The organism is Streptomyces sp. BBFR102, assembly GCF_051397025.1.
GTDB lineage: Bacteria > Actinomycetota > Actinomycetes > Streptomycetales > Streptomycetaceae > Streptomyces.
This window is the reverse complement of sequence record NZ_CP195757.1, coordinates 2153851-2177322: the sequence shown is the minus strand read 5'-3', so window position 1 is coordinate 2177322 and position 23472 is coordinate 2153851. Positions and strand designations below refer to the sequence as shown.

The following is a 23472-nucleotide window of genomic DNA, read 5'->3' as shown; positions in this document are numbered from 1 at the left end:
GCCTATCGGCAGGTGTGTTGGTCGCGGGGAGCGTTGCTCTAGTCCGTGGGTCACCTTGGAACCCTGGCACCTGCGGTCGTCCCAGATGGCGCCTGCCGGACGCCGGTTGCTCCCAGGGTCTGTTGGCCGCTCCTCCCTCCCCACGCTTTGGGGTGCTGATCGGGCGCCCCCTTCCCCAGGCGCCCCCCAGAAGCGCAAGCCAGAGGAAGATCCGCAGGTCACGGCCACCCGAAGGAGCCCGCTGTAAATCTGCCGGCTCAGCCTTCCCAGGTTCGAATCCTGGCGCCGCCACACTGGGTGGAGATCCCCTCTTCCTGCTTCTCGAAGCAGGAAGAGGGGATCTTTCGTTGTGCCGTACGCACTCGCGAGGTCAGTTGCCCGCGACGTCCTTCACGGCGACCGCAGCCGGCGTCTCGCCGGAGATCAGCTCCAGGGTGAGGCCCGCCGTGGCCGGGGTGTCGATCAGTTCGAGCAGGACGCGGGCGACGTCGTCGCGGGGGATGCTGCCGCGGCCCGTGGAGGCTTCGAGGCGGACCTTGCCGGTGCCCGCGTCGTCGGTGAGGGAGCCGGGGCGCAGGACCGTCCAGCCCAGGTCGCGGTGGGCGCGGACCGCGTCGTCGGCGGCGCCCTTGGCGCGGAGGTAGACGTCGAAGACCTCGTCGCCGGGGTGATGGGCGTCGGCGCCCATCGAGGAGACGATCAGGAAGCGGCGTACCGAGGCGCGTTCGGCGGCGGTGGCGAAGAGTTCGGCGCCGTCGCGGTCCATGGTCTCCTTGCGGGCCGCGCCGCTGCCCGGGCCCGAGCCGGCCGCGAAGACCGCCGCGTCGGCGCCCCGCAGCGCCTCGGTGACCTCCTCCACGGTCGCCGACTCCAGGTCGCACAGGACGGCCTGGGCGCCCGCCTCGCGCAGGTCGTCGACCTGGGCGGGGTTACGGATCAGCCCCGTCACGTCGTCCCCGCGCGCGGCGAGCAGCCGCTCCAGCCGCAGCGCGATCTTCCCATGTCCACCAGCGATGACAATGCGCATGGTCCCGACCGTACGCCCGGCCGCGCCGTCCCGCCCGTCCAGCGCCGAACCGGGGCGCCGCTCAGGCCGGTTCGGTCCCCGTACGACCCTGTCGCGGCAGGGTCGAGACAGCCGCGGTGGCCGAGTCGCAGTACTCGCGGACCGCGCTGGTCCGGGCGACGAGCCGGCCCCGGTGGACCACGATCCGGCTGTACCCGAGCGAGAGCGCTTCACCGAGCCCCGTCCCGCGCACCGCCAGCAGCTCCGCGGGGAATCCCGCCTCGATCCGCACCGGGGCCAGGCCCAGCGCCTCGCGTGCGGCGCCGGCCACCGCCTCGTACGCCTCGTCGGGGCGCAGTCCGTGCCGGGAGGCGAGCAGGTGGGCGGCGAGGAGGGGGTCACCGCGGCCGACCGGGTTGGCGAGGTCGCGCAGGGCGCCGCCGCCGGCCGTGACGCGGACGCCGGCCGCCCGCAGCAGGTGGACGGGGGTGTCGTGGCCCCGGCGGCGCTCCAGGCCGCCGCAGGGGCCCTGAGGGAGGCAGACCACGGTGATCCCGGCGGCGGCCAGCGCCTCGGCGGTGCGGCCGACGACGTCGGCGGGCAGGCGGCCCAGCCCGTCGCAGGGGCCGATGGTGACGCCGGGGCGCAGGCCGCCCGCCATCGCGGCGAGACGGGTCAGGCGCACCGGGTCGGAGCCGTCGGTGTGCAGGTCGACCGGGCAGCCGTGCTGGGCGGCGGCGTCCAGGGCCGCCTCGGCGCAGCCCGTCGGGTCGGGGTCGAGGTCGGGGCAGGCGCCGACGGCCGAGGCGCCCATCTTGACCGCGTCGTGGAGCATGGCGAGCCCGTCGGCGCCGGCGACGCCGGTGAGCAGGCGGGGCATGGCGACGGCGGTCAGTTCGGTGAGGCCGCGGAGTGCCCGGCGGGCCTGGAGGACGGCCTCCATCGCGCCGAGGCCCTGCACGTCGCCGATGCGTACGTGCGAGCGGAGGGCGGTCGCGCCGTGGCCGAGCTGGAGCAGGGCGGCCTCGGTGGCGCGGCGCTGGACGTCGGCCGGTTCGGGGGAGACGGGGCCCGCCGCGTCGGCGGTGAGGGCGAGGTCGCTGTGGGCGTGCGGCTCGGCGGGGGCCGGAAGGAGCAGGTAGCCCCGCAGGTCGACGCGGAGGCCGAGCAGGGCGAGGCTGCCGGCGGTGCCGACGGCCTGGATGCGGCCGCGGCCGAGACGGACGTCGACGGTGCGGCCGTCGGTGAGGGTGGCCCCGGTGAGCAGGAGGTCGGCGCCGCCCGGGCCGCCCGGTGACCCGGGGGAGCCGGAGGACGGCGAAGGCTGCGGCTGGCTGTCGGACATCGCGCTCCTGGGGGCTCGGGCGGCGGGCGGGCGCGTTCTGACCCGCGGGCCGCACCCGTTCGGCCACCGCGGCACGGTCGCGGTGGGGCGGCGTCACGTTGCGTCGATCAAGATCACACCGTGTGTGGCCGAGCCTAGGCCGCCGCCGGAGCGCCATCGAGGAGGAGTGGATAAGTCGTACCGGCGCGGGCTGGTGGGGGCCGGCGAGGGCGGGTCCACCCGTCGGGACCTGCGAGGACGGTGGGGCGGGCGGGTGCGGCCGGGCCCGCCGGGGCGGGGTGCGGGCGGCTCGGGGCGGAGCGCCGAATCGGATTTGGGCGATCGGCGGGTGGGCGTGTAATGTCTTCCTCGCTCGCCCCAATAGCTCAGTCGGCAGAGCGTCTCCATGGTAAGGAGAAGGTCAACGGTTCGATTCCGTTTTGGGGCTCTGGTGTGAAAGGGGTCCCCGTCCTCGGACGGGGGTCCGGATCACATCGCAGCGGTGTAGCTCAGTCGGTAGAGCAAGCGGCTCATAATCGCTGTGTCACCGGTTCAAGTCCGGTCACCGCTACGAAAAGTAGCCGATTGTGGGGTCGGTCCTTCGATCGGCTACTCTTTTTGTGCAAGACCTTTCCATCCGTTCGTCATCAGGAGCACTCACGTGGCTGCCACCGACGTCCGCCCGAAGATCACGCTGGCCTGCGTGGAGTGCAAGGAGCGGAACTACATCACCAAGAAGAACCGGCGTAACGACCCGGACCGACTGGAGATGAAGAAGCACTGCCCGCGCTGCAACGCGCACACCGCGCACCGCGAGACGCGTTGATCAAGGGCTGATCACACAGGCTCGTTCATGAGGCCGTCCCCTTCCGAGGGGGCGGCCTCATGGCGTTTGTCCGGGGTACCGCCGCCCGCGCTGTCGGCGCGGGGTGCCAGGATGAGGCGTACGACACAAGTTCCGGTGAACCAGGAGGTATCGGGCCGATGGCGCTCGACCAGTCCTTCGTGGGGCGGACGTATCCGCCCACCGAGCCCTACGAAGTAGGCCGCGAGAAGATCCGTGAGTTCGCCCAGGCCGTGGGCGACGCCAACCCGGTGTACACCGACGCCGAGGCGGCCAAGGCGCTCGGGTACCCGGAGGTGATCGCCCCGCCGACCTTCGTGTTCTCCCTCACGTTCCGGGAGGCCGGGCAGGTGGTCGAGGACCCGCAGCTCGGCCTCGACTACAGCCGGGTGGTGCACGGCGACCAGAAGTTCGCCTACACGCGCCCCGTGCGGGCCGGTGACCGGCTGACGGTGACCTCGGTCATCGAGGCGATCAAGTCCCTGGCGGGCAACGACATCCTCGACATCCGCGGCGAGGTCCACGACGAGGCCGGCGAGCACGTGGTGACCGCCTGGACCAAGCTGGTGGCCCGCGCCGCCGAGGAGGGATGAGCGAGATGGCCGCGAAGATCTCCCACGCCGACGTCGAGGTCGGCACCGAACTGCCCGCGCAGAGCTTCCCGGTGACCCGCGCCACTCTGGTGCGGTACGCGGGCGCCTCCGGCGACTTCAACCCGATCCACTGGAACGAGCGGTTCGCCAAGCAGGTCGGCCTGCCCGACGTCATCGCGCACGGCATGTTCACCATGGCCGAGGCGATCCGGGTGGTCACCGACTGGGCAGGCGATCCGGGCGCCGTCGTCGACTACGGCGTCCGCTTCACCAAGCCCGTCGTCGTCCCCGACGACGACACCGGCGCGCTCATCGAGGTCTCCGGAAAGGTCGCCGCCAAGAACGACGACGGCACCGTCCGCGTCGACCTCACCGCGACGAGCGACGGCAAGAAGGTGCTCGGCATGAGCCGGGCCACCGTCCGGCTGGCCTGACCCCGCCCGGCCGCGGGGGTGCGCCGGACCGCACACCCCGCGGCCGTACGCTGGTGCCGTGCAGGAACTCCATGACGCTCCCCTCGCCCCGCTGACCACCTTCCGCCTGGGCGGGCCCGCGACCAGGCTGCTGACGGCCACCACCGACGACGAGGTGATCGCGGCCGTCCGTGAGGCCGACGCCTCCGGGACCCCGCTGCTGGTCATCGGCGGCGGCTCCAACCTCGTCATCGGCGACAAGGGCTTCGACGGCACGGCCCTGCACCTCGCCACCACCGGCTTCCGCCTCGACGGCACCGAGCTGGAGCTGGCCGCCGGAGAGGTCTGGACCGACGCCGTCGCCCGCACCGTCGAGGCCGGGCTCGCCGGGATCGAGTGCCTCGCCGGAATTCCCGGCTCCGCCGGCGCCGTCCCCGTACAGAACGTCGGGGCGTACGGCCAGGAGGTCGCCCAGACCATCACCGAGGTGGTCGCCTACGACCGCCGCGCCGAGGAGACCGTCACCCTCACCGCTGAGGAGTGCGCCTTCTCCTACCGGCACAGCCGGTTCAAGGCCGACCCCGAGCGGTACGTCGTCCTGCGCGTCCGCTTCGGCCTGGAGGACGCCGACGGGCTCTCCGCCCCGATCCGGTACGCCGAGACCGCCCGCGCCCTCGGTACCGAGCAGGGCGAGCGGGTCGCGCTCACCGAGGCCCGCGAGACGGTGCTGCGGCTGCGCGCCGGCAAGGGCATGGTGCTCGACCCGGAGGACCACGACACCTGGTCGGCCGGCTCCTTCTTCACCAACCCGATCCTCGACGACGAGCAGCTCGCCGCCTTCCTCGGCCGCGTCGCCGACCGCCTCGGCCCCGACGTCAACCCGCCGGCTTTCCCGGCCGGCGAGGGCCGCACCAAGACCTCGGCCGCCTGGCTGATCGACAAGGCGGGCTTCACCAAGGGGTACGGCGAGGGGCCCGCCCGCATCTCCACCAAGCACACCCTCGCCCTGACCAACCGGGGCTCCGCCACCACCGAGGACCTGCTGGCGCTCGCCCGCGAGGTGGTCGCCGGCGTCCAGGACGCCTTCGGGGTGACACTGGTCAACGAGCCGGTGACGGTCGGCGTCGAACTCTGAGCCGCACGGCCCGTGAGGGCCGGCTGGCCACGCCCACGCACCGGTCGGACCGCGGCCGGACACCGACGGTGCCCGGCACGGCGGGGGCGGCGTCCACGAGGGAGAGGCAGCGGACGGCGCGCGGGGCGCCGCCGGTGACGCGGCGGTAGGCGTCGGTCAGCGGGCCCTCGGCGAGGCGGAGCGGGCGTGCCCGCCGTCCACTCGGTGCCGGAGCGGGCCGAGCAGCGCGTCGGCGCCGGCGAGGTCGGCGCAGACCTCGCCGAAGATCCCGCGGACCACGCCGAGGACGATCCGGCCTGTCAACGGCTCGTCCGGGGTGGCTGCACCACCGCGGCCCGCGCTCACCCTGACCGGCCGGCGGGTGCCCGCGGCCTCCCTCACCGGGACCGCCGCACCGTCAGCCGTGTCACCGTGCCGTCCGTCGGCCGCCCGCGCCGAGGCTGGAGAGGCAGCGTGGCGGCCGGCCAGCAGGGGGCCGAGGGAGGCGGGACGGCACCCAGGCCGACCCGGGTGCCGCTCCCGACGACCCTCGGCGCGCCGGGGCGCGGAACCGCTGCCGGCTCGTAGCCCGCCTCCAGCGCCTGCGGACGGCCTCGCCGGGGGCACCGGACACCGTGACCCGCGTGGGTGCTCCGCCGGGAGGGGCGGATCAGGCCGGGCCCTTCAGGTCGGCCCGGTCGCGCGCCCCCGTCTCGTCGCGGGCGGTCGGCACCGACGTACCGGTCAGCCACGCGTCGATGTCCGCCAGCAGCCCGCGCCGCACGTCCGGTGGCGCCGCCGAGCCGCGCACCGACTGGCGGGCCAGTTCGGCCAGTTCCGCGTCGCTGAAGCCGTGCTCACGGCGGGCGATCTCGTACTGGGCGGCCAGCCGGGAGCCGAACAGCAACGGGTCGTCGGCGCCGAGGGCCAGCGGCACGCCCGCATCGAAGAGGGTGCGCAGCGGGACGTCGCCCAGCTTGTCGTAGACGCCGAGCGCCACGTTGGAGGCGGGGCAGACCTCGCAGGTGATCTGGCGGTCGGCCAGGCGGCTCAGCAGCCGGGGGTCCTCGGCGGCGCGTACGCCGTGGCCGATCCGGGAGGCTTCCAGGTCGTCGAGGCAGGAGCGGATGGAGGCGGGGCCGCTCAGCTCGCCGCCGTGCGGGGCCGCCAGCAGGCCACCTTCGCGGGCGATGGCGAAAGCCCGGTCGAAGTCGCGGGCCATGCCGCGCCGCTCGTCGTTGGAGAGGCCGAAACCGACGATGCCCCGGTCCGCGTACCGCACGGCGAGACGGGCCAGGGTCCGGGCGTCCAGCGGGTGCTTCATGCGGTTGGCGGCGACCACGACGCGCATCCCGAGTCCGGTCTCCTGCGACGCGCCGTCGACCGCGTCCAGGATGATCTCCAGCGCCGGGGTGAGCCCGCCGAGCAACGGGGCGTACGAGGTGGGGTCGACCTGGATCTCCAGCCACCGCGAGCCGTCCCGTACGTCCTCCTCGGCCGCCTCGCGCACCAGCCGCCGGATGTCCTCGGGCTCACGCAGGCAGGACCGGGCGGTGTCGTAGAGGCGCTGGAAGCGGAACCAGCCGCGCTCGTCGGTGGCACGGAGCTTCGGCGGGCGCCCCGAGGTCAGTGCTTCCGGCAGCCGCACCCCGTACTTGTCCGCCAGCTCCAGCAGCGTGCCGGGCCGCATCGAGCCGGTGAAGTGGAGATGGAGGTGGGCTTTGGGCAGCAGCCGCACGTCGCGGGCGGTCGGGGTGCGCAGGGGTCCTCCCGAAGAACTCAACATCCCAGGATCTTGCCGTACGCCTGCCCCCGTGCGGCAATGGGATTCCCCGTACGGGCGATTGCCCGAACGCAGAAACGGCGGCGGCGCGGGTCCCCGGCGCTCCGGGGACCCGCGCCGCCGCGCGTACGAGGGGCTCGCTCAGTCGCGGGCCTCGGCGAGCAGCTTCTGCATCCGCGAGACGCCCTCGACCAGGTCGTCGTCGCCGAGCGCGTAGGAGAGCCGCAGGTAGCCGGGGGTGCCGAACGCCTCGCCCGGGACCACCGCGACCTCGACTTCCTCAAGGATCAGCGCGGCCAGCTCGACGGAGGTCTGCGGGCGCCTGCCGCGGATCTCCTTGCCGAGCAGCCCCTTCACCGACGGGTACGCGTAGAAGGCGCCCTCCGGCTCCGGGCAGACGACCCCGTCGATCTCGCCGAGCATCCGCACGATGGTGCGACGGCGGCGGCCGAAGGCTTCGCGCATCCTCTCCACCGCCGACAGGTCGCCGGAGACGGCGGCGAGTGCGGCTGCCTGGGCGACGTTGGAGACGTTGGAGGTGGCGTGCGACTGGAGGTTGGTGGCCGCCTTCACGATGTCCTTGGGGCCGATGATCCACCCCACCCGCCAGCCGGTCATCGCGTACGTCTTGGCGACGCCGTTGACCACGACGCACTTGTCGCGCAGCTCGGGGACGACCGCCGGGAGCGAGGTGAACTCCGCGTCGCCGTAGACGAGGTGCTCGTAGATCTCGTCGGTCATCACCCACAGGCCGTGCTCGGCGGCCCAGCGGCCGACCGCCTCGGTCTGCGCGCGGTCGTAGACGGCGCCGGTCGGGTTGGAGGGGGAGACGAACAGGACGACCTTGGTCCGCTCGGTGCGGGCCGCCTCCAGCTGCTCCACCGAGACGCGGTAACCGGTGGTCTCGTCGGCGACGACCTCCACCGGGACACCCCCGGCCAGCCGGATCGACTCCGGATACGTCGTCCAGTACGGGGCCGGGACGATGACCTCGTCGCCCGGGTCGAGCAGGGCGGCGAACGCCTCGTAGATGGCCTGCTTGCCGCCGTTGGTCACCAGGATCTGGGCCGGATCGATCTCGTAGCCGGAGTCGCGGAGCGTCTTTGCGGCGATGGCGGCCTTCAGCTCGGGGAGCCCGCCGGCCGGCGTGTAGCGGTGGTTCCGGGGGTTCCTGCACGCCTCGACGGCGGCGTCGACGATGTAGTCGGGGGTCGGGAAGTCCGGTTCACCGGCGCCGAATCCGATGACGGGACGCCCGGCGGCCTTGAGGGCCTTGGCCTTCGCGTCGACGGCGAGAGTGGCGGACTCGGAGATCGCGCCGATGCGCGCGGAGACCCGGCGCTCGGTGGGAGGGGTTGCAGCGCTCATGGGGCCCATGGTTCCAGACCGGGAACACGGCGGGCACACGGGTTTCATCCCTCGGTCACCCGTCCCGGCGGGCCCGGCGGAGGATCGTGTTCGACGCCCGGCCCGAGAACACGTACACTCTCACCTCGTTGGCCCTCACCGGGCCGCACTGATCACCGGCACACAGTGCGCGTGAGCGGATGCGGTACGTTGGGGTACATCAAAGGGTCGTAGCTCAATTGGTAGAGCACTGGTCTCCAAAACCAGCGGTTGGGGGTTCAAGTCCCTCCGGCCCTGCTACACACTCCATCGCCAGGATGTGTGCGCATGTACGTACTGCAAATGCACCGCCGTGCGGCTCCACCGGGCGCGGCACGGCCACGACCCGGAAATCAGGTGAGGACGCGTGACGGACGCCGTGGGCTCCATCGACATGCCTGATGCCCAGGACGACGACGGCAAGAAGAAGGGCCGCAAGGGCGGCAAGCGCGGCAAGAAGGGCCCCTTCGGCCGCCTCGCCCTCTTCTACCGGCAGATCGTCGCGGAACTCCGCAAGGTTGTCTGGCCGACCCGCAGTCAGCTCACCACCTATACGACGGTGGTCATCATCTTCGTCGTGATCATGATCGGTCTGGTGACCGTGTTTGACTACGGCTTCTCCAACGCCGCCAAGTACATCTTCGGCTAGAGCCCAGAAGCGAAGGGCGCCCTTGGGCGCCCCTTTCGCGCGTTCCACCCTTTGCATCCAGGAAGAAGCAGCCACCGTGTCTGACCCGAACCCGAACGACGTGGTCGAGCCTCAGGGCGCTACCGAGTCCACTGCGGACGAGCTCGGCATTGTCGAGTCGGCGGACGCCGTGACGCCGGACCAGGCCGAAGCTGCCGACGCCGCCGCGGGCGAGCCCGCCGAGGAGATCACCGAGGACACCGCCGGTGAGCCCGAAGCCGTCTCCGCGGCCGAGGAGGTCGAGGAGGCGGAGGTCGAGAAGGCCGAGCCGGTCGACCCGGTCGCCGCCCTCCGCGAGGAGCTGCGGCTCCTGCCCGGCGAGTGGTACGTCATCCACACCTACGCCGGTTACGAGAACCGCGTGAGGACCAACCTCGAGCAGCGTGCCGTCTCGCTCAACGTCGAGGACTACATCTTCCAGGCCGAGGTGCCGCAGGAAGAGGTCGTCCAGATCAAGAACGGCGACCGCAAGACCATCCGGCAGAACAAGCTCCCCGGCTACGTGCTGGTGCGCATGGACCTGACCAACGAGTCGTGGGGCGTCGTCCGCAACACCCCCGGCGTCACCGGCTTCGTCGGCAACGCCTACGACCCGTACCCGCTGACCCTGGACGAGATCGTCAAGATGCTCGCCCCGGAGGCCGAGGAGAAGGCCGCCCGCGAGGCCGCCGAGGCCGAGGGCAAGCCGATGCCGCAGCGCAAGGTCGAGGTCCAGGTGCTGGACTTCGAGGTCGGCGACTCGGTCACCGTCACCGACGGCCCGTTCGCCACCCTCCAGGCGACCATCAACGAGATCAACGCCGACTCGAAGAAGGTCAAGGGCCTCGTCGAGATCTTCGGCCGCGAGACCCCGGTCGAGCTGAGCTTCGACCAGATCCAGAAGAACTGAGCCGCGCCGGTTCCGACCGGCCGCGCAGTCGCTGGACCACACACCTCCGACCAGGTCAGACCGGCTCAAGGGCCTGTCTGACCTGTCGGTTTTTGGTCGCGCCGCGATACCCGTTATCGTGGTGCGGTATGCCTCCATCCGGATGAACCGGATGAAGGCGGAAAACTCTCACTAGGACCCGGAGAGAGCAATGCCTCCCAAGAAGAAGAAGGTCACGGGGCTGATCAAGCTCCAGATCAAGGCCGGCGCGGCTAACCCGGCTCCGCCGGTCGGCCCCGCGCTCGGTCAGCACGGCGTCAACATCATGGAGTTCTGCAAGGCCTACAACGCGGCGACCGAGTCGCAGCGTGGCTGGGTCATCCCGGTGGAGATCACGGTCTACGAGGACCGCTCCTTCACCTTCGTGACCAAGACCCCGCCGGCCTCGCGGATGATCCTCAAGGCCGCCGGTGTGGAGAAGGGCTCGGGCGAGCCGCACAAGACCAAGGTCGCGAAGATCACCGACGCGCAGGTCCGCGAGATCGCCACCACCAAGATGCCCGACCTCAACGCGAACGACCTGGACCAGGCGGCCAAGATCATCGCCGGTACCGCTCGTTCCATGGGCATCACGGTCGAGGGCTGACCTCAACCCCGCCTGACCTCTCTGTGGCAGGGCCATGCGCCGGCCCGTACCACGACTCCACCCTGTCCGGCCCCGCCGGACGTAACTGCCAGGAGCAGAAGTGAAGCGCAGCAAGACTCTCCGCGCTGCGGACGCCAAGATCGACCGGGACAAGCTCTACGCCCCGCTCGAGGCGATCCGTCTCGCCAAGGAGACCTCCGCGACCAAGTTCGACGGGACCGTCGAGGTCGCCTTCCGCCTGGGTGTCGACCCGCGCAAGGCCGACCAGATGGTCCGCGGCACCGTGAACCTTCCGCACGGCACCGGCAAGACCGCCCGGGTCCTGGTCTTCGCGACCGGTGACCGTGCCGAGGCCGCGCGTGCCGCCGGCGCCGACATCGTCGGCTCCGACGAACTGATCGACGAGATCTCGAAGGGCAACCGCCTCAACGAGTTCGACGCCGTCGTCGCCACCCCGGACCTCATGGGCAAGGTCGGCCGCCTCGGCCGCGTCCTCGGCCCGCGTGGTCTGATGCCGAACCCGAAGACCGGCACCGTGACCCCGGACGTGGCCAAGGCCGTGAACGAGATCAAGGGCGGCAAGATCGAGTTCCGCGTCGACAAGCACTCCAACCTCCACTTCATCATCGGCAAGGTGTCCTTCGACGACACCCAGCTCGTGGAGAACTACGGCGCGGCCCTGGACGAGATCCTTCGTCTGAAGCCGTCCGCCGCCAAGGGTCGCTACATCAAGAAGGCCGGCATCGCCACCACCATGGGCCCCGGCATCCAGATCGACCCGAACCGCACCCGCAACCTCCTCACCGAGGAGGACCCGGCCGCCGTCTGATCCTCGTGATCACCGGTAGTCGCGGTCGCGTTCGCGCCTGAAAGGACCGGCCCCCGCAGCTTCGCGCTGCGGGGGCCGGTCCTTTTCCGTACGAGTCGTCGTACGTGTGCGGTACCGTGCAAAACGCAAGTAAAGCGTGCCCGGGGGGACCGGTCACCGAGAGAGCAAGCAGGGGTGGGGACAGTGGGTAAGAAGAACCTGGCGCGCCGTGTGGCGGTTCCGGCGGCGGCCGTGGCGATGGTGCTGGGCCTGGCGGCCTGTGAGGACGGCGGGACGGAGTCCAAGGGCGACGGCAACGCCGCGGGCAGCGCACCCAAGGCGATGTCGCGCGCGGACGCCGGCAAGGCGCTGAACGCCGCGTACAAGAGCACCAACGAGGCCAAGTCGGCCAAGGTGGAGATGACCATGTCGATGCCGGAGGGGACTCCCGGCGGCGGGGACATGAAGATGAGCGGCGTCATGGGCTGGGACCCGTCGATGCTCGACATGACGATGTCCGGCTCGGCGCTCGCGGCGGCCGACCCGGCCGCGCCGCAGGCCAGCCGAGTTCTCATGGACGGCTCGGTCATGTACGTCGACATGGGCGCCGAGGCCGCCAAGGAGATGGACGGCCGCCGCTGGATGAAGATGGACCTCGGTGAGCTGGCCGAGCAGATGGAGAAGTCCGGCGAGGCCGGCGGCGGCGAGATGGCCAAGGCCATGACCGGCGGCCTGGAGAACATGAACCAGGACCCGGCCCAGCAGATCGCCGTGCTGATGGAGTCGCCCAACCTCAAGCACGTCGGCCCGGCCAAGGTCGGCGGCGAGGAGACCCAGCACTACAAGGGCACGCTCACCCTGAAGGAGATGCTGGACGCCAACTCCTCCTTCGACGCTCTTCCCGAGAAGGACCGCAAGGAGCTCGTCGGGGCCATGGAGCAGTCCGGCCTGGAGGGGTACCAGACGCAGGTCTGGGTCAACGGCGACGACCTCCCGGTGAAGATGGACGTCACCATGGAGACGCCCGACGGCGACGTCCGCATCGTGCAGACCTTCTCCGACTACGGCGCCGCCGCCAAGGTCGACACTCCGGCTGAGAAGGACACCCTGGACTTCATGGACCTGCTCAACGAGCTGGAGGGTATGGGCGCCGGAGCCTGATCCGTACCTCCGGCCGGGGCCCGTGGACCCCGGCCGGAGGCCGCGCTTCCGGGCGATTTGCCTCGCGGCGCCCGGCTCCCGTATTCTTCCCCAGAAGCCAAAGACCGCTGGTCGTTACCGTCTGCTCCTCGGAGAGGGCGGTGGCCGAAGGATTCCGCTCACGCGGACGACCTGCGTAGGTGACTGTGGATGCGCTCCTGGACGTTTTACGCCCAGTCGAGCTCACGCCCCGTGCGCCTGCGCCGGGGCGTTTTTCGTCTTAAAGCAGACTTTCCTGCCCGACGTCCTTCCTCACGTGCCTGATCCAGACGGTCCCAGTGCTGTACGAGGCTGATCGCAAGGTCGGTCGAGGATCATTCACCCCGGAAGGAGGCCGAGGCTCATGGCGACGTCCGACAAGGTCGCAGCCGTCGAGGAGGTCACGGACAAGCTCCGTAACTCCAACGCCGCTGTCGTGACCGCGTACACCGGACTGACCGTGGCGCAGCTCAAGCAGCTGCGTCGTTCTCTCGGCGAGAACGCTCAGTACCGAGTGGTGAAGAACACGCTGACCAAGATCGCGGCCAAGGAGGCCGGGGTCGAGCTGGACGAGCACCTCAAGGGCTCGACGGCTGTCGCCTTCGTGACCGGTGACCCGGTCGAGGCGGCGAAGAGTCTTCGTGACTTCGCCAAGGAGAACCCCGCTCTCGTCATCAAGGGCGGTGTCCTTGATGGTAAGGCGCTGTCCGCCGACGAGATCAAGAAGCTTGCGGACCTCGAGTCCCGCGAGGTTCTGCTCGCCAAGCTGGCGGGCGCTCTGAAGGGCAACCAGGCCAAGGCCGCGGCTGTCTTCCAGGCGCTCCCGCAGAAGTTCGTCCGCACCGCGGACGCGCTGCGCGCCAAGCGCGACGAGCAGGGCGGTGCCGAGTAATTCGGCTCGCGTAATGGCCTGGGGCCTACCTGGCTCCCGGTCGCAGCGGGCCCACGTACGCCCGCCTTCATGTACATCCGGCACCTGCCGATTTAGTGGAAGGACGCCATCATGGCGAAGCTGTCCCAGGACGACCTGCTCGCGCAGTTCGAGGAAATGACCCTCATCGAGCTCTCCGAGTTCGTGAAGGCGTTCGAGGAGAAGTTCGACGTCGAGGCTGCCGCCCCGGTCGCCATCGCCGCCGCCGGTGCCCCGGGCGCCCCGGCCGCCGCCGAGGAGGAGAAGGACGAGTTCGACGTCATCCTCACCGGTGCCGGCGACAAGAAGATCCAGGTCATCAAGGTCGTGCGTGAGCTGACCTCGCTGGGTCTGAAGGAGGCCAAGGACCTCGTGGACGGCACCCCGAAGCCGGTCCTGGAGAAGGTCAACAAGGAGGCCGCCGAGAAGGCTGCCGAGTCCCTCAAGGGCGCCGGCGCGTCCGTCGAGGTCAAGTGACTCCTCTGAGTCTCTGACTCGTCCGCCCAGCGCCCCTCAGGGGGCCGGGCGACCTGTTCCGAAGGCGATCACCCATCCGGGTGGTCGCCTTCGGGCGTGGTCGGGGCGGGGTCCTTGCGCCCTGCTCACCTGCGGGTATGGTGATCATCGTTGTGCCGTCCGGTGACCGGCGGGCGCCCGCGTGAAGGGGCCCCGGGCCGAGGCCGACAGGCGGCGGACGAGGCGGTTCTGCCCCCGGTCCGAGGGACGGGGCCTTGACGAACAGCACGCCGCGCGCAATTCTCAGGACGCGTCGTCACACCGATCCGGGTACCGAGGCATGGATCGGTGGCGAACAGGGCAGTGTTGATATGCGCCCAACAGGGCGTGAGGGCATCGTGGAGTTGAGAACAGCGAGGGTCTTTGACCATCCAGGTCACCCGCATTGGACATCAGTGGGCCAAGTGGCTACACTGACCCTTTGCGCTGCCTGTTAGCTGCCTCCTGCCCGTCACCAGGGGCATGCCCGTGCTTGAGCACCGTGGAGTGAAACTGCCCTGACCTGGGATTTCTTCCGCTGTGTCGGCTCGGGACCGGTACGCGCGTAGTGAGTCCGAGCCCTCGGAAGGACCCCCTCTTGGCCGCCTCGCGCACTGCCTCCGCGAATTCGAACAATGGCGCCAGCACCGCCCCGCTGCGCATTTCCTTTGCAAAGATCAAGGAGCCCCTCGAGGTTCCGAACCTCCTTGCCCTCCAGACCGAGAGCTTCGACTGGCTGCTCGGCAACGACGCTTGGAAGGCCCGGGTCGAGGCGGCTCTGGACAGTGGACAGGACGTCCCCACCAAGTCCGGTCTGGAGGAGATCTTCGAGGAGATCTCCCCGATCGAGGACTTCTCCGGGTCGATGTCGCTGACCTTCCGCGACCACCGCTTCGAGCCCCCGAAGAACTCCATCGACGAGTGCAAGGAGCGCGACTTCACCTTCGCCGCGCCGCTCTTCGTCACCGCCGAGTTCACCAACAACGAGACCGGCGAGATCAAGTCCCAGACGGTCTTCATGGGCGACTTCCCGCTCATGACCAACAAGGGCACCTTCGTCATCAACGGCACCGAGCGTGTCGTCGTGTCGCAGCTGGTCCGCTCGCCGGGCGTCTACTTCGACTCCTCCATCGACAAGACGTCCGACAAGGACATCTTCTCCGCCAAGATCATCCCTTCCCGGGGTGCCTGGCTGGAGATGGAGATCGACAAGCGCGACATGGTCGGCGTCCGCATCGACCGCAAGCGCAAGCAGTCCGTCACCGTCCTCCTCAAGGCTCTCGGCTGGACGACCGAGCAGATCCTGGAGGAGTTCGGCGAGTACGAGTCGATGCGCGCCACCCTGGAGAAGGACCACACCCAGGGCCAGGACGACGCGCTGCTCGACATCTACCGCAAGCTGCGCCCGGGCGAGCCGCCCACCCGTGAGGCCGCCCAGACGCTGCTGGAGAACCTCTACTTCAACCCCAAGCGCTACGACCTCGCCAAGGTCGGCCGCTACAAGGTGAACAAGAAGCTCGGCGGCGACGCGCCCCTGGACGCCGGCGTGCTCACCACCGACGACGTCATCGCCACCATCAGGTACCTGGTCAAGCTGCACGCCGGCGAGACCGAGACGACCGGCGAGAACGGCACGCAGATCGTCGTCGAGACCGACGACATCGACCACTTCGGCAACCGCCGTCTGCGCAACGTCGGCGAGCTCATCCAGAACCAGGTCCGTACGGGTCTCGCCCGTATGGAGCGCGTCGTGCGTGAGCGCATGACCACCCAGGACGTCGAGGCGATCACGCCGCAGACCCTGATCAACATCCGGCCGGTCGTCGCCTCCATCAAGGAGTTCTTCGGCACCAGCCAGCTGTCGCAGTTCATGGACCAGAACAACCCGCTCTCGGGTCTCACCCACAAGCGCCGCCTCTCGGCGCTCGGCCCGGGTGGCCTCTCGCGTGAGCGGGCCGGCTTCGAGGTCCGTGACGTGCACCCCTCGCACTACGGCCGCATGTGCCCGATCGAGACCCCCGAAGGTCCGAACATCGGTCTGATCGGCTCGCTCGCCTCCTACGGCCGGGTCAACGCCTTCGGCTTCGTCGAGACGCCCTACCGCCGGGTCACCGACGGCATCGTCACCGACGAGGTCGACTACCTGACCGCCGACGAGGAGGACCGCTTCGTCATCGCTCAGGCCAACGCCCACCTGACCGAGGACCTCCACTTCGCCGAGGACCGCGTCCTGGTCCGCCGCCGCGGCGGCGAGGTGGACTTCGTCCCCGGCGACGACGTCGACTACATGGACGTCTCGCCGCGCCAGATGGTGTCGGTCGCGACCGCCATGATCCCCTTCCTGGAGCACGACGACGCCAACCGTGCCCTCATGGGCGCGAACATGATGCGTCAGGCCGTCCCGCTCATCAAGAGCGAGGCCCCGCTCGTCGGCACCGGCATGGAGTACCGCTGCGCCACCGACGCCGGCGACGTGCTGAAGGCGGAGAAGGGCGGTGTGGTCCAGGAGGTCTCCGCGGACTACATCACCACCACCAACGACGACGGCACGTACACCACGTACCGCCTCGCCAAGTTCTCCCGCTCCAACCAGGGCACCTCGGTCAACCAGAAGGTCGTCGTCGACGAGGGCGACCGGATCGTCGAGGGCCAGGTGCTCGCCGACGGTCCCGCGACCGAGCAGGGCGAGATGGCGCTCGGCAAGAACCTCCTCGTGGCGTTCATGTCCTGGGAGGGCCACAACTACGAGGACGCGATCATCCTGTCGCAGCGCCTCGTCCAGGACGACGTCCTCTCCTCGATCCACATCGAGGAGCACGAGGTCGACGCCCGTGACACCAAGCTCGGCCCCGAGGAGATCACCCGGGACATCCCGAACGTCTCCGAGGAGGTCCTCGCCGACCTCGACGAGCGCGGCATCATCCGCATCGGTGCCGAGGTCGACGCCGGCGACATCCTGGTCGGCAAGGTCACGCCCAAGGGCGAGACCGAGCTGACCCCGGAGGAGCGCCTGCTCCGCGCGATCTTCGGTGAGAAGGCGCGCGAGGTCCGCGACACCTCGCTGAAGGTGCCGCACGGTGAGACCGGCAAGGTCATCGGCGTGCGCGTCTTCGACCGCGAGGAGGGCGACGAGCTTCCCCCGGGCGTCAACCAGCTGGTCCGCGTCTACGTGGCCCAGAAGCGCAAGATCACCGACGGTGACAAGCTCGCCGGCCGTCACGGCAACAAGGGCGTCATCTCGAAGATCCTGCCGATCGAGGACATGCCGTTCCTGGAGGACGGCACCCCGGTCGACATCATCCTCAACCCGCTCGGCGTGCCGTCCCGAATGAACCCGGGACAGGTCATGGAGATCCACCTCGGCTGGCTCGCCAGCCAGGGCTGGGACATCTCCGGTGTCGACACCGAGTGGGCCCAGCGGCTCCAGTCGATCGGCATCGACCGGGTCGAGCCGGGTACCAACGTCGCCACCCCGGTGTTCGACGGCACCCGCGAGGACGAGCTGGCCGGTCTGATCGACCACACCATCCCCAACCGCGACGGTGAGCGGATGGTGCAGACCTCGGGCAAGGCGCGGCTCTTCGACGGCCGCTCCGGCGAGCCGTTCCCGGACCCGGTCTCGGTCGGGTACATGTACATCCTCAAGCTGCACCACCTGGTCGACGACAAGCTGCACGCGCGCTCGACCGGTCCGTACTCGATGATCACCCAGCAGCCGCTGGGTGGTAAGGCCCAGTTCGGTGGTCAGCGCTTCGGTGAGATGGAGGTGTGGGCGCTGGAGGCTTACGGCGCCGCGTACGCCCTCCAGGAGCTGCTGACGATCAAGTCCGACGACGTGACCGGCCGTGTGAAGGTCTACGAGGCCATCGTCAAGGGCGAGAACATCCCCGAGCCCGGTATCCCCGAGTCCTTCAAGGTCCTCATCAAGGAAATGCAGTCGCTCTGCCTCAACGTGGAGGTGCTGTCCTCGGACGGCATGTCCATCGAGATGCGCGACACCGACGAGGACGTCTTCCGCGCGGCGGAGGAGCTCGGTATCGACCTGTCCCGGCGCGAGCCGAGCAGCGTCGAAGAGGTCTGACGGGCCTGGCCGGGCCTCGCTCCTCCGTGAGGCCCGGCCGCCCCGGACCCGTACAGACCATGATGTGAGCCCCCGTTCCGCCTCCGGGTGGAGGGGCACGAACCCTGAAAGAGGGATTGACGACAAAGTGCTCGACGTCAACTTCTTCGACGAGCTGCGGATCGGCCTGGCGACCGCGGACGACATCCGACAGTGGTCCCACGGCGAGGTCAAGAAGCCGGAGACCATCAACTACCGCACCCTCAAGCCGGAAAAGGACGGGCTCTTCTGCGAGAAGATCTTCGGTCCGACCCGGGACTGGGAGTGCTACTGCGGCAAGTACAAGCGCGTCCGCTTCAAGGGCATCATCTGTGAGCGCTGCGGCGTCGAGGTGACCCGCGCCAAGGTGCGCCGCGAGCGGATGGGCCACATCGAGCTCGCCGCTCCCGTGACCCACATCTGGTACTTCAAGGGCGTCCCCTCGCGCCTTGGCTACCTGCTGGACCTCGCGCCGAAGGACCTGGAGAAGGTCATCTACTTCGCCGCGTACATGATCACGTTCGTGGACGAGGAGCGCCGCACCCGCGACCTGCCGTCGCTGGAGGCGCACGTCTCCGTCGAGCGCCAGCAGATCGAGAACCGGCGTGACGCCGACCTCGAGGCCCGCGCCAAGAAGCTCGAGACCGACCTGGCCGAGCTGGAGGCCGAGGGTGCCAAGGCCGACGTGCGCCGCAAGGTGCGCGAAGGCGCCGAGCGGGAGATGAAGCAGCTGCGCGACCGCGCGCAGCGCGAGATCGACCGTCTCGACGAGGTCTGGAACCGCTTCAAGAACCTCAAGGTCCAGGACCTGGAGGGCGACGAGCTCCTCTACCGCGAGCTGCGTGACCGCTTCGGCACGTACTTCGACGGCTCGATGGGCGCCGCCGCGCTGCAGAAGCGGCTGGAGACCTTCGACCTGGACGAGGAGGCCGAGCGCCTCCGCGAGATCATCCGGACCGGCAAGGGCCAGAAGAAGACCCGTGCGCTCAAGCGCCTCAAGGTCGTCTCCGCCTTCCTCCAGACCAGCAACAGCCCCAAGGGCATGGTCCTGGACTGCGTCCCGGTCATCCCGCCGGACCTGCGTCCGATGGTGCAGCTGGACGGTGGCCGCTTCGCGACCTCCGACCTGAACGACCTGTACCGCCGCGTCATCAACCGCAACAACCGCCTGAAGCGGCTTCTCGACCTCGGCGCGCCCGAGATCATCGTGAACAACGAGAAGCGCATGCTCCAGGAGGCCGTCGACGCGCTCTTCGACAACGGCCGCCGCGGCCGGCCCGTCACGGGCCCGGGCAACCGTCCGCTGAAGTCGCTCTCCGACATGCTCAAGGGCAAGCAGGGCCGCTTCCGCCAGAACCTCCTCGGCAAGCGTGTGGACTACTCCGCGCGTTCCGTGATCGTCGTCGGTCCGCAGCTCAAGCTGCACCAGTGCGGTCTGCCGAAGGCGATGGCGCTGGAGCTGTTCAAGCCGTTCGTGATGAAGCGCCTGGTCGACCTGAACCACGCGCAGAACATCAAGTCGGCCAAGCGCATGGTCGAGCGTGGCCGCACCGTGGTGTACGACGTCCTCGAAGAGGTCATCGCCGAGCACCCGGTGCTGCTGAACCGCGCGCCCACCCTGCACCGCCTCGGCATCCAGGCCTTCGAGCCGCAGCTGGTCGAGGGCAAGGCCATCCAGATCCACCCGCTCGTCTGCACCGCGTTCAACGCGGACTTCGACGGTGACCAGATGGCCGTCCACCTGCCGCTCTCCGCGGAGGCGCAGGCCGAGGCCCGCATCCTGATGCTGTCCTCGAACAACATCCTCAAGCCGGCCGACGGCCGTCCGGTCACCATGCCGACCCAGGACATGGTGCTGGGCCTCTTCTTCCTGACCACCGACGGCGAAGGCCGCGGTGTGAAGGGCGAGGGCCGTGCGTTCGGTTCGACCGCCGAGGCGATCATGGCGTTCGACGCGGGCGAGCTCTCGCTCCAGTCGCGCGTCGACATCCGCTTCCCGGTGGGCACCATCCCGCCGCGTGGCTGGACCCCGCCGGTCGCCGAGGAAGGGGAGCCGGAGTACCAGCTGGGCGACAGCTTCCGGCTGAACACCACCCTGGGCCGCGCGCTCTTCAACGAGCTGCTGCCCGAGGACTACCCCTTCGTCGACTACGAGGTCGGCAAGAAGCAGCTCTCCCAGATCGTCAACGACCTGGCCGAGCGGTACCCGAAGGTCGTCGTCGCGGCGACGCTCGACAACCTGAAGGCCTCCGGCTTCCACTGGGCCACCCGGTCCGGCGTCACCGTGGCCATCTCGGACGTCGTCGTCCCCGAGGTCAAGCGCTCCATCGTCACCTCGTACGAGGCGCAGGACGTCAAGGTCCAGAAGCAGTACGAGCGCGGTCTGATCACGAAGGACGAGCGGACCCAGGAGCTCATCGCGATCTGGACCAAGGCGACCAACGAGGTCGCCGAGGCGATGAACGACAACTTCCCGAAGACCAACCCGATCGCCATGATGGTGAACTCGGGCGCGCGCGGAAACATGATGCAGCTGCGTCAGATCGCCGGTATGCGTGGTCTCGTGTCGAACGCCAAGAACGAGACGATCCCCCGTCCCATCAAGGCGTCGTTCCGCGAGGGCCTCTCGGTCCTCGAGTACTTCATCGCCACCCACGGTGCCCGTAAGGGCCTCGCGGACACCGCCCTGCGTACCGCCGACTCGGGTTACCTCACCCGTCGTCTGGTGGACGTCTCGCAGGACGTCATCATCCGCGAGGAGGACTGCGGTACCGAGCGCGGTCTCAAGCTCAAGATCGCCGACCGCGGTATGGACGGTGTCCTGCGCAAGACCGAGGACGTCGAGACCAGCGTCTACGCCCGCATGCTGGCCGAGGACGTCGTCGTCGACGGCAAGGTCATCGCGCCGGCCAACGTCGACCTCGGTGACGTCCTCATCGACCAGCTGGTCCTGCACGGCGTCGAGGCGGTCAAGACCCGCTCGGTGCTGACCTGCGAGTCGGCCGTCGGCACCTGTGCCTACTGCTACGGCCGTTCGCTCGCCACCGGCAAGCTGGTCGACATCGGTGAGGCGGTCGGCATCATCGCCGCCCAGTCCATCGGTGAGCCCGGTACCCAGCTGACGATGCGTACCTTCCACACCGGTGGTGTGGCCGGTGACGACATCACCCAGGGTCTGCCCCGAGTCGTCGAGCTCTTCGAAGCCCGTACGCCGAAGGGTGTCGCCCCGATCTCCGAGTCCGCCGGACGCGTGCGGATCGAGGAGACCGAGAAGACCAAGAAGCTCGTCGTCACCCCGGACGACGGCAGCGACGAGACGGCCTTCCCGATCTCGAAGCGCGCCCGTCTGCTGGTGGGCGAGGGCGACCACGTCGAGGTGGGCCAGAAGCTCACCGTGGGTGCCACCAACCCGCACGACGTGCTGCGCATCCTCGGCCAGCGCGCGGTGCAGGTGCACCTCGTGGGCGAGGTCCAGAAGGTCTACAACTCGCAGGGTGTGTCGATCCACGACAAGCACATCGAGATCATCATCCGGCAGATGCTCCGCCGCGTGACGATCATCGAGTCCGGCGACGCCGAGCTGCTGCCCGGCGAGCTGGTCGAGCGGTCGAAGTTCGAGACCGAGAACCGTCGTGTGGTCACCGAGGGCGGTCACCCCGCCTCCGGCCGTCCGCAGCTGATGGGTATCACCAAGGCCTCGCTCGCCACCGAGTCGTGGCTGTCGGCGGCGTCCTTCCAGGAGACGACCAGGGTCCTGACCGACGCGGCGATCAACGCCAAGTCGGACTCCCTGATCGGCCTCAAGGAGAACGTCATCATCGGTAAGCTCATCCCGGCCGGTACGGGCCTGTCCCGCTACCGCAACATCCGGGTCGAGCCGACCGAGGAGGCCAAGGCCGCGATGTACTCGGCCGTCGGCTACGACGACATCGACTACTCGCCGTTCGGCACCGGCTCCGGCCAGGCCGTTCCGCTGGAGGACTACGACTACGGTCCGTACAACCAGTGAGCTGCTAGGCCGCTAAGGCTGTGAAGGGCGGTCACCCCCTCGGGGGTGGCCGCCCTTCGGCGTGTCCGGGTCAGCGCGGGGGCTGGGGCTGGAGCCAGGGCTGGAGGTGGTGCAGGCGGGTGTGGTGGTCGGGGTGGGTGGCGAGCAGCTTGGCGACCGCGGACTCCTTGGGGAGGCGGGTGCCGGCCGCGCGGGCGGCGAGGGCGGCCTGGTGCCGGGCCGCCTGGTCGGCCTCGTGCATCTGGTGGAGTACGGAGGCGAGCATCGGGGCGAAGCCGAGGGCGGCGGCGTGCTGGTCGGCGCGGAGTTCCGCGCGGCGGCCGACGGCGGCCAGTGCGTATGGGGCGGCGAGGATGAGCAGGGGGAGGCCGTAGAGGGTGGTGATCGTGGCGAAGGCGAAGATGCCGAGGAAGAGCGCGATCACCAGGAGGCCGAGAGACGAGAAGACCGCGGCTACACGCAGGGTGACGACGGCGAGGAACCGGATCACGCGGTAGGCGAGCCGGGCGGGCAGGGCGTACCAGTAGCCGAGCAGGGAGGCCCAGGCGTGGCCGCCGACGTGGTGGCCGAGTTCGTGGGCGAGGACAGCGGCGAGTTCGCCGTTGGGCAGGCGGTTGAGGGCGAAGGCGGTGACGCCGACGATGTGGCCGGCGGCGGCGACCGCGTTGAGGTCGGTGTCGTTCTCCTCGATCCACAGCTCGTAGTTCTGCGCGTCGACCCCGGCCCGCGCGGTCACCTCCTGCCAGACCGGCGCCAGCCGGGAGAACTCCTCCTGGGTCGGGTGGCGCAGCCCCAGCATGCGGCGGGCGAGGGTTCCCTCGGTCGGGCGGTGGAAGACCAGCAGCCCGCTCAGGAGCCAGGCCAGGATGCCGACGAAGGCCAGCCCGCCCAGGGCGAGCAGCGAGACCAGGCTCACCACGACCAGGCTGGAGAGGAAGTGCGGAAGGTAGATCAGGAGCGACCCGAGCGCGGTGGCGTCCGCGTGCCGCTGGTGCGCCTTGAGGTAGACGCGCCGCTGGTCGGTGCTGATGTGGTGGACGTGGAGCGGGGCCGGGGTGGCGGGCTGCGGCGGGACCGCCGGCTGGGCCGGGGGCTGGGGGTACGCCGGGGGCGGGGTCAGTGGGCCGGGGTCCGGGTACGCCGGGGGTGCGGACTGGGCCGGGTACGCCGGGGGTGCGGGTGGCTGGGCGGGACCGGTGGGGTGGGCAGGGGGCTGCTGGGGGTACTGCGGGGGCTGGGCTTCGGGGCGCTGGCCGGTGCTGTCCGGAAGGTGGGGAGTGGTGGGCATCGGATACCTCGCGGTGCGG

19 protein-coding genes and 3 tRNA genes are annotated in these 23472 nt (G+C 69.8%); 16 read left to right on the top strand and 6 right to left on the bottom strand.

Translation table 11 applies throughout. From position 1 onward, the window contains the following. Window positions 1–370: 370 nt before the first annotated feature. Window positions 371–1027, bottom strand: a complete 657-nt coding sequence (locus ACSLIC_RS09800; protein ID WP_436737295.1) for an SDR family oxidoreductase — start codon at window positions 1025–1027, stop codon at window positions 371–373. Window positions 1028–1088: 61 nt separating this feature from the next. After that, window positions 1089–2351: a hydrolase gene (locus ACSLIC_RS09795; RefSeq protein WP_436737294.1), complete on the bottom strand. Its 1263-nt coding sequence runs from the start codon at window positions 2349–2351 to the stop codon at window positions 1089–1091. A gap of 354 nt (window positions 2352–2705) precedes the next feature. Between ACSLIC_RS09795 and ACSLIC_RS09790 the strand changes: the two genes are divergently transcribed. From ACSLIC_RS09790 to ACSLIC_RS09765, 6 genes are all read left to right on the top strand, one after another. Then, window positions 2706–2778 (top strand) — tRNA-Thr (locus ACSLIC_RS09790). A 50-nt stretch (window positions 2779–2828) separates the two neighbouring features. Then, window positions 2829–2901 (top strand) — tRNA-Met (locus tag ACSLIC_RS09785). Window positions 2902–2991: 90 nt separating this feature from the next. After that, complete coding sequence (gene rpmG, locus ACSLIC_RS09780) at window positions 2992–3156, top strand: 50S ribosomal protein L33 (protein ID WP_004571794.1); 165 nt, start codon at window positions 2992–2994, stop codon at window positions 3154–3156. Between the two features lie 158 nt (window positions 3157–3314). Further along, window positions 3315–3767 (top strand): FAS1-like dehydratase domain-containing protein, encoded by a 453-nt coding sequence (locus ACSLIC_RS09775; protein WP_436737293.1) that lies wholly within the window; start codon window positions 3315–3317, stop codon window positions 3765–3767. Window positions 3768–3772: 5 nt separating this feature from the next. Beyond that, the gene (locus tag ACSLIC_RS09770) at window positions 3773–4201 is read left to right on the top strand and encodes a MaoC family dehydratase (RefSeq protein ID WP_436740324.1); all 429 of its coding nucleotides are present in this window, start codon (window positions 3773–3775) and stop codon (window positions 4199–4201) included. 58 nt (window positions 4202–4259) lie between these two features. Continuing rightward, window positions 4260–5315 (top strand): UDP-N-acetylmuramate dehydrogenase, encoded by a 1056-nt coding sequence (locus ACSLIC_RS09765; RefSeq protein WP_436737292.1) that lies wholly within the window; start codon window positions 4260–4262, stop codon window positions 5313–5315. A 156-nt stretch (window positions 5316–5471) separates the two neighbouring features. Here ACSLIC_RS09765 and ACSLIC_RS09760 read toward each other — a convergent pair whose 3' ends face one another. The 3 genes from ACSLIC_RS09760 to ACSLIC_RS09750 form a co-directional block, all read right to left on the bottom strand. After that, window positions 5472–5618, bottom strand: a complete 147-nt coding sequence (locus tag ACSLIC_RS09760) for a hypothetical protein (protein WP_436737291.1) — start codon at window positions 5616–5618, stop codon at window positions 5472–5474. 346 nt (window positions 5619–5964) lie between these two features. Beyond that, window positions 5965–7080, bottom strand: coding sequence for an adenosine deaminase (locus ACSLIC_RS09755; RefSeq protein ID WP_436737290.1), 1116 nt, complete (start codon window positions 7078–7080; stop codon window positions 5965–5967). Between the two features lie 138 nt (window positions 7081–7218). Continuing rightward, window positions 7219–8445, bottom strand: a complete 1227-nt coding sequence (locus ACSLIC_RS09750) for a pyridoxal phosphate-dependent aminotransferase (protein ID WP_436737289.1) — start codon at window positions 8443–8445, stop codon at window positions 7219–7221. 203 nt (window positions 8446–8648) lie between these two features. Here ACSLIC_RS09750 and ACSLIC_RS09745 point away from each other — a divergent pair. The 10 genes from ACSLIC_RS09745 to ACSLIC_RS09700 all read left to right on the top strand — a co-directional run bounded on the left by ACSLIC_RS09745 (window position 8649) and on the right by ACSLIC_RS09700 (window position 22165). Further along, window positions 8649–8721, top strand: a tRNA-Trp gene (locus ACSLIC_RS09745). Window positions 8722–8830: 109 nt separating this feature from the next. Beyond that, window positions 8831–9112: a preprotein translocase subunit SecE gene (gene secE, locus ACSLIC_RS09740; RefSeq protein WP_436737288.1), complete on the top strand. Its 282-nt coding sequence runs from the start codon at window positions 8831–8833 to the stop codon at window positions 9110–9112. A gap of 76 nt (window positions 9113–9188) precedes the next feature. Then, window positions 9189–10040 carry a transcription termination/antitermination protein NusG gene (gene nusG, locus ACSLIC_RS09735; protein WP_436737287.1) on the top strand — a complete coding sequence of 284 codons (852 nt, stop codon included), beginning with the start codon at window positions 9189–9191 and terminating at the stop codon, window positions 10038–10040. 190 nt (window positions 10041–10230) lie between these two features. Next, window positions 10231–10665: a 50S ribosomal protein L11 gene (rplK, locus tag ACSLIC_RS09730; protein ID WP_436737286.1), complete on the top strand. Its 435-nt coding sequence runs from the start codon at window positions 10231–10233 to the stop codon at window positions 10663–10665. 100 nt (window positions 10666–10765) lie between these two features. Beyond that, entirely contained in the window at window positions 10766–11494 is a 729-nt protein-coding gene (gene rplA, locus ACSLIC_RS09725; protein ID WP_436737285.1) for a 50S ribosomal protein L1, read from the top strand. A 183-nt stretch (window positions 11495–11677) separates the two neighbouring features. Then, window positions 11678–12634 carry a hypothetical protein gene (locus tag ACSLIC_RS09720; RefSeq protein ID WP_436737284.1) on the top strand — a complete coding sequence of 319 codons (957 nt, stop codon included), beginning with the start codon at window positions 11678–11680 and terminating at the stop codon, window positions 12632–12634. A gap of 382 nt (window positions 12635–13016) precedes the next feature. After that, window positions 13017–13544, top strand: a complete 528-nt coding sequence (gene rplJ, locus ACSLIC_RS09715) for a 50S ribosomal protein L10 (RefSeq protein WP_436737283.1) — start codon at window positions 13017–13019, stop codon at window positions 13542–13544. A 111-nt stretch (window positions 13545–13655) separates the two neighbouring features. Then, complete coding sequence (rplL, locus tag ACSLIC_RS09710) at window positions 13656–14039, top strand: 50S ribosomal protein L7/L12 (protein ID WP_436737282.1); 384 nt, start codon at window positions 13656–13658, stop codon at window positions 14037–14039. 616 nt (window positions 14040–14655) lie between these two features. Then, window positions 14656–18138 carry a DNA-directed RNA polymerase subunit beta gene (gene rpoB, locus ACSLIC_RS09705; RefSeq protein ID WP_436737281.1) on the top strand — a complete coding sequence of 1161 codons (3483 nt, stop codon included), beginning with the start codon at window positions 14656–14658 and terminating at the stop codon, window positions 18136–18138. 127 nt (window positions 18139–18265) lie between these two features. Next, the gene (locus tag ACSLIC_RS09700) at window positions 18266–22165 is read left to right on the top strand and encodes a DNA-directed RNA polymerase subunit beta' (protein WP_436737280.1); all 3900 of its coding nucleotides are present in this window, start codon (window positions 18266–18268) and stop codon (window positions 22163–22165) included. A gap of 70 nt (window positions 22166–22235) precedes the next feature. On the opposite strand, the gene ACSLIC_RS09695 is transcribed toward ACSLIC_RS09700, so the two are convergent. After that, complete coding sequence (locus ACSLIC_RS09695) at window positions 22236–23453, bottom strand: M48 family metalloprotease (protein ID WP_436737279.1); 1218 nt, start codon at window positions 23451–23453, stop codon at window positions 22236–22238. Window positions 23454–23472: the final 19 nt, after the last annotated feature.